The following is an 11,907-nucleotide window of genomic DNA, read 5'->3' as shown; positions in this document are numbered from 1 at the left end:
GTCATGACAATTAGGACCATATTCAATTTGGGATTTCGGATTTCGGATTTCAGACTTCGGATTTCAGACTTCGGATTTCGAATAATCGTTTCACTACTTACTTCTTATCTCTTACTATTTACCAGTCAAGGAAACGCCCAAACCCTCGACGACTACCTCATCCAGGCTGCCGAAAACAACCCCGGCCTGAAAGCCTCCTATGCGCGCTACGAGGCTGCTTTGGAAAGGACCAACCAACCCGGGCTTCCTGATCCTGAACTCCAGGCCGGAATCTTTTTCCGACCTATGGAGCGGTTTATGGGAAATCAGCAGGCCGATCTCAGGTTGATGCAGATGTTCCCTTGGTTTGGGATGATAGGTACGCAGAAAGAAGAAGCCAAACACATGGCTCAAGCGCAATACCAACTCTTTTTGGAGGAAAAAACCCAGTTGATGTATCAGGTTAAATCTACTTGGTACGAGATGATTCGACTTCAGGAGGAAATCCGGATTTCTAAGGAAAATCTGGAGTTCCTTCAGAAATACGAGCGCCTTGCCCTGATCAAATACCAGGCTGCGACGGGAAGCTCAACCGGAGCCCCGGCTCAGGCGATGGCTAGTGGCTCAGGAAACAGCGCCTCCTCCGGTTCCTCGGGAATGGCCAGCATGGGAGGACAATCGACCAGCTCCCCTGCTTCCCAGGGCTCCGGCGCGCCAAGCTCCATGGCATCTCCCGCCATGGCCTCATCTGGCTCCACGATGAGCGACATCCTCCAGATCCGCATTTCCATGAAGGAGCTGGAAAATACGATTGAGCAGCAGCGGGCGGATTTGGAACCGATTCAGATCAAATTCAACCAACTGCTCAACCGGGAGATCAGGTCGGAGATCGCTCTTCCGGCAAGCTTTCAGCCGATTCGGTTGGAGGCTGGAAAAATGGAAGTATTGGACAGCATCCAGAGCAACAACCCCATGCTCGCCATGTATGACTCGGAGTTGGCGGCATACAAGCAACAGGCCAGAATGGCGAAAATCGACGGCAGACCGATGTTTGGGGCTGGCGTGAACTACATGCCTTTCACCGCCCGGGAGGAAAGCGGGATGATGATGGGCGGCAAGGACATGGTCATGCCGATGGTCAGCCTATCCCTACCGATCTATCGCAAAAAGATCAATTCCCGAGTCAAAGAAGCCGAACTGCTTCAGGAAGCGACCTTGCTGGAAAAGGACAAAGCCAAAAACCTGCTGGCAATGGAATGGGCCAACGCCTATCGGGATTGGGAAAATGCCGAGCGGAAAATCAAACTCTACGGAGAGCAACGGGACTTGACCAACCAGAACCTAAACCTGTTGATCACATCATTTTCGGCAAACGGAGAGGATTTCGAGGAAATCCTAAGAGCGCAGCAACAGCTGCTAAACTATCAACTGCAGGAGATCAACGCGATCAATCTCCAGCATCAAAGTCTGGCAAAGTTGGAAATGCTTTCCTCCTCCTCCCTCCCATTTAACCAATGAATCCGATGAAAAAAATATTTGAAAATAAAACGGTCCTTATCCTTAGCACTCTGATTCTTGGAGCTTTGATTGGATGGATCTTAAAACCTTCTGCTTCCCCTTCGGAGGCGGAGCATGACCATGTGGGAGAAGCGGGGGCCAATACGGTTTGGACCTGTTCTATGCATCCTCAAATCAGATTGGGAGAGCCGGGCTCCTGCCCTATTTGCGGGATGGACTTGATTCCCACTAACCAGATGAGTTCTGGTTCAGGAAATCCTTTGGTATACGAAATGACCCCTGAGGCGGTAGCTTTGGCGAATATTCACACCACCCGAGTGGGTGGAACCAATGCTGCTGGTGAACTTTTCCTTACGGGAAAAATCCAAGCCGACGAGCGGGAAAATGCCTCTGTGACGGCCAAGTTTCCAGGAAGAATTGAAAAACTGTATGTCACCTTTACCGGTGAGCGGGTTCAGGTGGGTCAAAAACTGGCCACCCTATATTCACCGGAATTGCTTTCTGCCCAGCGTGAGCTGATCGAAGCGGGAAAAAGCAAGGCGGATTTTCCCGAACTCTATCAGGCTGCAAAGGAAAAACTCCGGCTTTGGAAGCTCACAGAGGCACAAATCCAGGCAATAGAACAAAGCGGAAAAGTCTCTGAACAAATCGACATTCTGGCTGACCAAAGCGGAGTCGTAACCCAAAGGAATGTAGCCTTAGGCGACTATGTGAGCACCGGTCAGGTTCTGTTTAATGTGGTCAACTTGAATAAGCTTTGGGTATTATTGGATGCCTATGAGTCTGATTTGGCATCTATCAAACTGGGAGATCCCATCAGCTTTTCGGTGGCTGGCCTTCCTGGAGAGACTTTTACAGCGAAGGTTTCCTTTATCGATCCGCTTCTGGACCCAAACACCAGAGCAGCTTCCGTTCGGGCTGAGATTTCCAATTCCGGCCAGAAATTGAAACCGGAGATGTTTGTCACTGCTCAGGTTAAAACCAGAACTGCGCAACCTGGATCGGATTTGACAGTACCCAGAACAGCCATTCTTTGGTCAGGTAAGCGATCAGTGGTCTATGTAAAAGTCCCTGCAGAAAGACCTTCCTTTGAAATGAGAGAAGTGAGTTTAGGAGCTCGAATGGGCGACAACTACCTCGTGGAGTCCGGATTGCAGCCTGGAGAAGAAATCGTCACCCATGGCGCTTTTGCCATCGATGCAGCGGCGCAGCTTTCGGGTCAATTTAGCATGATGAATCGTCCGGAAACCAAATCTTTGGAAGTTTCTCCCGAATTCAAAAGCCAAATCACCCAGGTGGCAGAGGCTTATTTTGGGATAAAAAATGCCTTGGTCAATGACGATCTGGAAGGGACCAAAAAGGGTGTTAGCCTCCTTTCCCAGGAGCTTTCCAAAGTCAATATGTCCCTGGTCAAGGATCAGGCCCATGTGCAATGGATGAATCAACTGAACGGCCTCAAGGAGGCGAGCCAAAAAATCAACGCCTCTCCCAGCCTAGAGGAAGCCAGAAAGCACTTTTCCATGCTTTCTTTTCACATTCTGGAAATGACCGAGACTTTCGGTATCAACAAGGACGTCGTGTACAAAGACTATTGCCCAATGGCTTTTGGAGATCAGGGAGCGTATTGGCTTTCGGAGAAAAAAGATATCACCAATCCCTATTTTGGTGCTTCCATGCTCACTTGCGGAGAAGTGAAACAGACCTACCTCAAAGGCCAGCCTGTTTTGAACCTGGCAGGTTCTAACCCAGCTCCAGCTCCTCTACACAATCATTAATCCAACAGGAAGACCCTCCAGGTTTCCAAAACCTGGAGGGTCTATGAACTACCCATCTCGTTTGTGTCTTCACCAACTGATTTTAAATTTTCATTCAACAAAACCTAAATTATAACACGTATGAAAAAGTCCCTTTTATTCGCCCTTGCACTTTCAGTCGCACTTTTCTCCTGTGGAGGAAAGACCGAACAGGAAGAAAGCCACGAAGGACATGACATGGAACATTCCTCCGGCCATGAATCAGAGGCCACTCCTACTTCCACTTCTAGGAATATGGCCACCACCGCGATGATTGATTCCTACCTTGCGGTAAAGGATGCCTTGGTCGCAGACAATCAGGCAGAGGCAGCATCAAAAAGCGATGCGCTTGTTACGGCAATTCAAAACTTTGATGCACAAGCAGCTGAGGAACACAAGGCAAAAGCGCTGGAGGAGGCGAAAAAATTGGCTTCCGGTGACATTGCAGCCCAAAGGGAAAGCTTCCAGGCGCTTAGTGTAACTATGAAAGATTTGCTTAAAGTGGCAGGTACTGACCGTACCTTATACCATCAGTATTGCCCGATGTACAAAAACGGATCAGGTGGCATGTGGCTGAGTGCCAAAGAGGAAATCAAGAATCCCCTATTCGGAAGCTCCATGTTGACTTGCGGTCGAGTAGAGGAAGTCATCGCGATGAATTGATCATCTCAAGGAAGCGAATCGCCCAAATCGGTTCGCTTTCTTTATTTTTGGGATATGAAATTCAAACTTATCTGCCTTCTGGGTCTTTTGTTTTTTTCCATGGAGAAAAGCCTGGCTCAGGAAAAAATCCTGGAACCCTTGAAAGTATCCCAAATCAGAGGAATCAATGTCTTTGGCAAGCCGGTGGACAACCAAACCCGATGCGTGCATTGGCACTCTGAATTAGATATCATTGCTATCAAATTCAAATGTTGCGAGAAGTATTATCCCTGCTTTTCCTGTCATGAGGAGGAAGCAGACCATGAACACCAGGTTTGGCCCAAGGCTGAATTTGACCAGAAGGCTATCCTTTGTGGGGTCTGTGGAAACGAACTGAGCATCCAAGATTACATGGCTTCCAACAATACCTGCCCGCATTGCAAATCAGGATTCAACCCCGGATGCAGCAAGCATTATCACCTCTACTTTGAGGTCGACTAGCACACGATAACCTTCCAAGGGTTTTGAACCCTTGGAGGGTTACTCTACCATCTATCTACACCCATGCGCAAAAACAACCAATACTACACCCGGAAGATCCACCGGTTTCTGGGCGTATTCATCGGAATCCAGTTCTTCTTCTGGACACTTTCAGGCCTATATTTTTCCTGGACAGATATCGATGAGATTCACGGAGATCACTTCCATGCAGACCATATGATGCACATGACGGCGACTAATCTGGCAGACCCGGGATCACTGGACTCTACTTTGGAAATCTCCACCCTTGAGCTTCGCTTTGTCCGGCATCAGCCCCACTATTGGGTGAACGGAGAAAAGCTTTTCAATGCCCAAACCGGTGAACTTCAGGGAGAAATCACTGCCGAGCAGGCCAAGGAAATCGCCAAGATCTACATCAAAGGGGACTATGGCATCAAAGAAGCTGAGTATTTGACTGAAACGGGTTCCCATCACGAATATCGCGGCCGTCCCCTACCCGCTTGGGCAATCCACTACGATCACCCGGAAAACCTTACCGCCTATATCGACGCGAAAAGCGGAAACTTTGAGCGGGTAAGACATAGTAGCTGGAGGGTATTTGACTTCCTGTGGATGTTCCATACCATGGATTATGCCGGTCGGGACAATTTCAACAACCTCCTGCTTCGGGCATTTTCGCTCTTTGGAATGGCCACGATTGTCTCAGGATTTACCCTGTTCTTTATGACCACGAAGAAAAAAAGGAAAGTTTAATCTTCCTTTTTCCCCATATTTTCTAACTTATTTTGCTGTATTTCATAAGATTATGAAAAGTGCACTTCTATTTTTCCTGTCACTTTTTGCGTTTCAAACCCTGACCGCTCAGGAAAGCAACCGGGTCAGCTATGATCAGTTGGGCATTTCGTTCGTGATTCCGCCAGGCTGGCAACCACAAGAAATAAACCAAGGAATCTTGCTCCAAAAGCCCGCTTCGCCAGGCTTTGTTTTTATATCCACCCATGCGCGTACACTAGATCAGCTAAAGGATGACGCCGTAAAGCCCCTGGACGATGGACAGGGAACCAGTCTCCAACTCACCGGGAACCTGGAGACCTTGAGCGCCAACTCTATTGGTGGCAACTATCAAGGCTTGCTCGAGGGTAGTCCGGCAAAGTGCTACATTGTCGGCATCGCCAATCCCTTTGGTGGATTGGGAGTCTCGATCCTCGCCGCGAGCGAACCGGGCTTGTTTTCCGAAGAGCTCCAGCAAACCGGACAGCAGCTCGCTTCTTCCTTTGAGTTTAAAAAAGTGGACAGAACCGCAGAGATAGAGGAATGGCTGAAATTCCTCTCGGGTATGCGGCTGACCTATCTGGAGTCCTATAATTCTCCTAGCTATAGTGGTGGAATTTCGGGTGGCTACGATATTAAGCGAGTGATTGACCTGTGCCCTCAGGGGTTCTACACCTACGGAAGCAACAGTAATATTCTCCTAAACGGAGCCGTCTCTGGAAATCAGCAAGGAAGCGGCAAATGGAGTATAGTCCTAGGTACGGATGCCTATATTCACCTACAGCTCGAAGAGCATTCCGGAGAAACCAGACGCTATCGACTCGAATACATCGACCAAAAACTCTACTTGAATGGAGAGCGATACTTCCGTACCAATGATGAAGACAACTCCCCTGTTTGCGATTAGTATTTCCAGTTTCGGGAGGATTTCTTTTCCGATTGGGCCTTCTTTGACTGCAAGCGCTTCTCGACAGCCCCTTTGGACGGTTTGGTCGCTTTTCTCACCTTTCGCTTCGCAAAAGCAGATTTGAGCAAGTCGTAAAACTTGCGGATTACCAGTTCCTTATTCTGGATTTGGGAGCGCTTTTCTTGGGAGGAAAGCATCAAAGCTCCCGACTGATCAATCTTGTTGGACGCCTTTTGAAGCAAGGTCAACTTTTCTTCCTCACTCAAAATCAAGGAATTGTTGACGTCAAACCGAAGCTGAACCTTCGTTTCCACCTTGTTGACGTTTTGCCCTCCAGGCCCTCCCGCGCGGGAAGTCTGAAATTGGAGTTCGGGCAAAAAAGCACCGGAAAGGATTCGTTGGTCGAGGGTACTCATCAAGTTCAAAAGTTGTAAGGTGGTAAAGTTGCAAAGTTTAGGCCACAACTTTACAACTTTACCACTTTGCAACCTTGCCACAGATTTAGATACCTTGACGAACTATTTCCGCCCGATTGGGCGTTTCCTCCAGCGTAACCTAATGGACCTTGAATCCATTAACCACTACCTATGAAGACAAAACCTCGAGTAGTTGTCGGCCTCTCCGGAGGCGTTGACAGCAGTGTTGCCGCCAAAATACTTTTGGATCAAGGCTATGAAGTCATCGGCATGTTTATGAAAAACTGGCACGATGAATCCGTCACCATTTCCAACGAATGCCCTTGGATGGAAGACTCCACAGACGCCATGCTGGTAGCTGAAAAACTGGGAATCCCCTTCCAAGCCATTGACCTCAGCGAGGAATATCGGGAGCGTATCGTGGATTACATGTTTTCGGAATACGAAGCCGGACGGACGCCCAACCCGGACATTCTTTGCAACCGGGAAATCAAATTCGACATCTTCCTAAAAGCTGCCCAAAAGCTCAAAGCAGACTTTGTGGCCACGGGTCACTATTGCCAGAAAAGAGAGATTTTGGTCGATGGTCAGCCTGTTTATCAGCTGATTGCAGGAGCCGACCCCAACAAGGATCAGAGCTATTTCCTTTGCCAGCTTTCCCAAGAGCAGCTTTCCAAGGCCCTGTTTCCCATCGGCCATTTGCAAAAGCCAGACGTGCGGAAAATCGCCAAAGAAGCCGATCTGATCACGGCGGAGAAAAAGGATTCCCAAGGCCTATGCTTTATAGGAAAAGTACGACTTCCTGAATTTCTTCAGCAGCAACTCAAACCCAAAAAAGGTCAGATCATCCAAATCCCGGAAAACCTACCGGTTTACGATCAGGTAAAAATTCCAGCAGGTATCGATCCCCAAGACTGGGATCAGGAAACTTTGGATGCACTTTGCTTGCCGATTCATTATACTCCGGACCAGGGAAAAGTATTGGGAGAACACAATGGGGCGCATTATTTTACCGTGGGTCAAAGAAAAGGCCTTCAGGTAGGCGGAACAGGTAAACCCCTTTTTGTCATCGAAACCAATACCCGGCAAAATGTGATTTACACGGGTTTAGGAGAAGACCATCCCGGCTTGAACCGATTGGGTTTGTTTGTCAAAAAAGATCAAATCCACTGGATCAGAGAGGATTTGACTTTAAAACCCGGTGAATCTGCTGTTTACGAAGCCCGAATCCGCTACCGTCAGCCCCTTTCCAAAGCGACTTTGGTCATGAAGGAAAACGGGCTGTATGTACTCTTCGAAAACTCGCAAAAAGGTGTCGCCTCCGGCCAGTTTGTGGCCTGGTATCAAGGCGAGGAATGCATTGGTTCCGGGACGATATTTTGAGTTTTTCCCACAGATAAGCATAGAAAAGGTCACTGATTTTCACGGATTGCATAATCTGTAATATGATTATCCGCTTTTATACCTGTAGGCAGCTGCGACAATCCAAAAGAACCCTAAAATTGGGGCTTTGCCCTACTTCGGTCTTCGGTCATCGGTCTTCCGACCAGATTGAAGAAGCAACTTCGCTTACTGGCAAGATTGCAGATTATCATGATCTGTAAAATCTGTGAACATCTGTGGGAAATAACTAATACTTCCACTATCCTCCTTTCTTAGCGACTGGTAATTATGCTGGACATCCTTTTTGAAGACGAAAATCTTGTTTTGATTGACAAGCCCGCAGGGCTGTTGGTTCATCGAACCCGACAGGCCTATGGAGAAGACGAGAATGCGCTGATCCAGCTTCGGGATCAGATCGGATCGTGGGTTTCGCCGGTGCATAGATTGGATAGGGCTACCAGCGGGATTCTGCTGTTCGCCAAGAATGAGGAAATTCTCCCGCAGCTCAAAGCCCGCTTTATGGATCGGGAGGTCCGCAAGTTTTACCTCACGATCGCCCGTGGCATCCCCGGGGAAAAAGCCGGTTTGATCGACCAGCCCTTGGAGAGTGAGCGGTCCAAACGCCTACAGGAAGCGCAGACCAAGTATCGGGTTTTGGCGGAGTCCGAAATCCCCTTCAATTCCACCGGCCGCTATCCGACCAGCCGCTATAGCCTGCTGGAGATGGAACTGCTGACGGGCCGAACCCACCAGATCCGGAGGCATTTGGCGCATATCCGCCACTACATCATCGGGGACAAAAAGCACGGGGACAACAAGCAGAACATCTTTTTCGAGCGGCAGTTTGCCCTCCAAAACCTCCTTCTCCATGCCTGGAAGCTCAGCTTTCACCATCCCATCACCGGGGAGGAAATCTCGCTTTCCTGCCCTCCTCCTGCCCATTTCCGAACAATTATGCGGGAATTGGGATGGGAAAGCGGCAATTTATAGCAACGGGAAGCCGAAGTCCGAATTTTCGGCTAATTTTCAACTTCTAACTATTACCCTATGAAAAAACTGGTTTTGCCCATGGGCTTGGTGCTGCTCTCCAGCACCTTGGCATATTCCCAAAAGAAAGAAGTCGAGAAGCAATTTGACGAGAAGGAGGCCATCTCCGAATTCACCTACCTGGCTTCGGATGAACTGATGGGCCGTGATCCGGCTCGCCCCGAGATGAAGCTGGCTTACGGTTTCATCGCCGAGCAGTTCAAAAAGGCCGGTGCCAAGCCCCTACAGGGTGCGGACGGCTACTACCAAAACATCCCCTTCCGACTCTCTTCCCCTCCCCAATCCGGCACCATTTCCATCGGTGGCTCGGAGTTTTCCCAAGGGAAAAACCTGCTCGTGCTGGACGGCAAGTCCTTTGCAGGCAGTTATGAAGTGGTTGATTTGGGATTTGGCCAGGAGGAGGATTTTGCGGGCAAAGATCTGAAGGGAAAAATAGTGATCACCAATGTAGGTGCCCCAAACAAACTGAACCCCAACCAGCTTTTTTCCGAAGGTAGGGATAAGTCGAAAAGAGCCGAGGCTGCCGGCGCAGTCGCCCTGATCGAGCGTTTCAACGTGCCGTCTGTGCCTTGGCAGATGATTTCGGGCTTTCTCAACCGCACCCAGATGAGCATAGACCAGGGTGCTGCAAGCGACCTGCCCTACATCTGGATAGAGGATGTGAAAAATGAGCTGGTCGGCGACAAGCTGACCACCGCAAAGGTCGATGTCTCCGGAAAAGTCAACACCCCAGTGGAAGGCAAAAATGTGGTCGCCTACATCGAAGGCACCGATCCGAAGCTGAAAGACGAATACATCCTCCTCTCCGCACACTACGACCACGTGGGCGTGGGCACTCCCGATGCCGAGGGCGACTCGATCTACAATGGCGCGCGCGACAATGCCGTCGGCACCGTTGCGGTGATCAACGCGGCGAAGTATTTTGCGGAAAACCCTCCAAAACGATCCGTGCTGCTGGCGCTCTGGACGGCGGAGGAAAAAGGCCTATTGGGCAGTGGTTATTTTGCAAACAATCCCCTGATCCCTCTGGACAAGATCGTCTATAACCTCAACATCGACAACGCGGGCTACAACGACACCTCGATCATCACGGTGATCGGATTGGGTCGCACCAGCGCCGACTTCCTGATCGAGGAGGCTGTGGCGGATTTTGGCCTCACTGCCAAGGCTGATCCCGCTCCCGAGCAAGGCCTGTATGACCGCTCTGACAACGTGAACTTTGCCAGAAAGGGCATTCCTGCACCAAGCTTCACGCTGGGCTTCACCGCCTTTGACGACGAGATCCAGCAATACTACCACAAGGCTGCCGACGAGGTCGAAAGCTTTGACCTGGAATACGCCAAGCTGTATTGGAAATCCTACATCCTCTCTGCCGAAAAAATCGCCAACTGGGACCAAAAGCCAACTTGGGCGGCGGGAGACAAATACGAGGAAGTAGGCAAGGCGCTGTATGGAAAGTAAAATCTGGTAGCTGAGTAGTGAGTAGCTAGATTTTAGTATCAGGTATCAAGATAAAAGATAGCATACTTTGAATGGAAAAAAGCCCGTTTTCGTAATGAAATCGGGCTTTTTTGATGCTACTGCATGCAACCTCTGATGTCCTGATGCTTTTTCTAGCAGCTTAAAAAAGCATTCCCGCTATCGTAGCGGTCATGAGACAGGCAAGTGATGCCGCCATCAAAGACCGCATCCCAAGTCTGCTCAGGTTTGCCTGTTGGTTGGGGGCGATGATGGAGATCCCACCGAGCTGGATGGCGATAGAGCTGAAGTTGGAAAAGCCGCAAAGCGCGTAAGTAGCGATGACGATGGACTTGGTGCTCAGCGTCCCGGCCGCCTTCATTTCCGACAGGCTCAAGTATGCGACAAACTCATTGATAACGGTTTTTTGCCCCAAAAGGCTACCTACCTGCAGCGTATCCACCCAGTCCACTCCGATCACCCATGCGAAAACCCGGAAGATCTGTCCAAAAATATACTCCAGTGAAAAGCCGTCAAACTGGCCCCCAGTCGTAGAATTGACCCAAGCATTCAGGCCCGTGTACTCACCGATCAGGCCGCTCAGCCCGTAGTTGATCGCCGCGATCACCGCAATGAATGCCAGCAGCATCCCGCCCACATTCAGCGCGAGCTTTAGCCCCTCCGCCGCTCCGATGGACATGGCATCGATCAAATTCACGCCCATGGCTTCTTCATTGACCTCCAATTTGTCCTGCTTGATTTCCTTTTCCGTCTCCGGGATGAAGATTTTGGAAAGCACAATCGCAGCCGGCGCGTTCATGATGCTGGCCCCGAGGAGGTAGGCAGCAAATTTACTCTGCTCCTCCAGGCTGCTACCGCCGAGAAATGCGACGTATCCAGCCAACACCCCTCCGGCTATCGTTGCCATGCCGCCCGTCATCAGACACATCAGCTCCGACTTGCTCATTTGGGGGATAAATGGCCTAACCAATAAGGGAGCTTCCGTCTGTCCCAGGAATATATTTCCTGCTGCGGAAAGGGACTCCGGACCGGAAAGCCTCATCGTCCTAGCCATCACCCAAGCAATGCCATAGACGATTTTTTGAAGGATTCCGAGGTAGTATAGTCCGGCAGAAACCGTTGAAAAAAAGATGATTGTGGGCAGTACCTTAAAGGCAAAGATAAATCCAAAGCTATCACCAGCGAGATCACCAAAGATGAACCTTGCTCCCGCTTCGCTAAAGCTGAGAAATTTCACAAAGCCTTGGGAAAGCAGCTGAAAGCCATCCTTGACAAATTCCACTTGGGTGATCAGAAAGCCAAAAACCAGCTGTAGCGAAATGCCGATGGCGACCAGCCTCCAGTCTATTTTCTTTCTGTTGTTGGAAAAAATAAACGCAACTAAGATGATGATTGCCAGACCGAGGGCACCCCTGAGATAATCCATGTAGTGGAAATTGTAACGAAGGGCTAAAAATAGCCCAAAGGCCAA

Annotated in this window: 11 protein-coding genes; 9 read left to right on the top strand and 2 right to left on the bottom strand. The window is 49.7% G+C overall.

The annotated features are described in order from the left end of the window. Positions 1–3 precede the first annotated feature (3 nt). From J0A68_RS07235 to J0A68_RS07210, 6 genes are all read left to right on the top strand, one after another. Positions 4–1,497 (top strand): TolC family protein, encoded by a 1,494-nt coding sequence (locus tag J0A68_RS07235; RefSeq protein WP_206577514.1) that lies wholly within the window; start codon positions 4–6, stop codon positions 1,495–1,497. Then, the gene (locus J0A68_RS07230) at positions 1,494–3,272 is read left to right on the top strand and encodes an efflux RND transporter periplasmic adaptor subunit (protein WP_317195095.1); all 1,779 of its coding nucleotides are present in this window, start codon (positions 1,494–1,496) and stop codon (positions 3,270–3,272) included. Before J0A68_RS07235 ends, J0A68_RS07230 begins: the two co-directional genes overlap by 4 nt. A 120-nt stretch (positions 3,273–3,392) precedes the next feature. Then, positions 3,393–3,953, top strand: coding sequence for a DUF3347 domain-containing protein (locus J0A68_RS07225; protein ID WP_206577512.1), 561 nt, complete (start codon positions 3,393–3,395; stop codon positions 3,951–3,953). Positions 3,954–4,007: 54 nt separating this feature from the next. Then, entirely contained in the window at positions 4,008–4,433 is a 426-nt protein-coding gene (locus J0A68_RS07220) for a CHY zinc finger protein (protein ID WP_206577511.1), read from the top strand. Positions 4,434–4,496: 63 nt separating this feature from the next. Further along, entirely contained in the window at positions 4,497–5,186 is a 690-nt protein-coding gene (locus tag J0A68_RS07215; RefSeq protein ID WP_206577510.1) for a PepSY domain-containing protein, read from the top strand. A gap of 199 nt (positions 5,187–5,385) precedes the next feature. Next, entirely contained in the window at positions 5,386–6,111 is a 726-nt protein-coding gene (locus J0A68_RS07210; protein ID WP_206577509.1) for a hypothetical protein, read from the top strand. Here the strand turns inward: J0A68_RS07210 and arfB are convergent. Then, positions 6,108–6,527: an alternative ribosome rescue aminoacyl-tRNA hydrolase ArfB gene (gene arfB, locus J0A68_RS07205; protein WP_206577508.1), complete on the bottom strand. Its 420-nt coding sequence runs from the start codon at positions 6,525–6,527 to the stop codon at positions 6,108–6,110. The two genes, J0A68_RS07210 and arfB, sit on opposite strands and share 4 nt — an antisense overlap. 171 nt (positions 6,528–6,698) lie before the next feature. Between arfB and mnmA the strand changes: the two genes are divergently transcribed. The 3 genes from mnmA (at position 6,699) to J0A68_RS07190 (ending at position 10,418) form a co-directional block, all read left to right on the top strand. Next, the gene (gene mnmA, locus J0A68_RS07200) at positions 6,699–7,910 is read left to right on the top strand and encodes a tRNA 2-thiouridine(34) synthase MnmA (RefSeq protein WP_206577507.1); all 1,212 of its coding nucleotides are present in this window, start codon (positions 6,699–6,701) and stop codon (positions 7,908–7,910) included. A 288-nt stretch (positions 7,911–8,198) separates the two neighbouring features. After that, positions 8,199–8,900, top strand: a complete 702-nt coding sequence (locus tag J0A68_RS07195) for a pseudouridine synthase (RefSeq protein ID WP_236021387.1) — start codon at positions 8,199–8,201, stop codon at positions 8,898–8,900. Positions 8,901–8,957: 57 nt separating this feature from the next. Further along, positions 8,958–10,418 (top strand): M28 family peptidase, encoded by a 1,461-nt coding sequence (locus J0A68_RS07190; RefSeq protein ID WP_206577506.1) that lies wholly within the window; start codon positions 8,958–8,960, stop codon positions 10,416–10,418. 160 nt (positions 10,419–10,578) lie between these two features. Here J0A68_RS07190 and J0A68_RS07185 read toward each other — a convergent pair whose 3' ends face one another. Beyond that, entirely contained in the window at positions 10,579–11,862 is a 1,284-nt protein-coding gene (locus J0A68_RS07185) for a NupC/NupG family nucleoside CNT transporter (RefSeq protein ID WP_206577505.1), read from the bottom strand. Positions 11,863–11,907: the final 45 nt, after the last annotated feature.

This window comes from Algoriphagus oliviformis (assembly GCF_017254915.1).
Taxonomy (GTDB): domain Bacteria; phylum Bacteroidota; class Bacteroidia; order Cytophagales; family Cyclobacteriaceae; genus Algoriphagus; species Algoriphagus oliviformis.
This window is presented reverse-complemented; position numbering and strand designations above follow the sequence as displayed.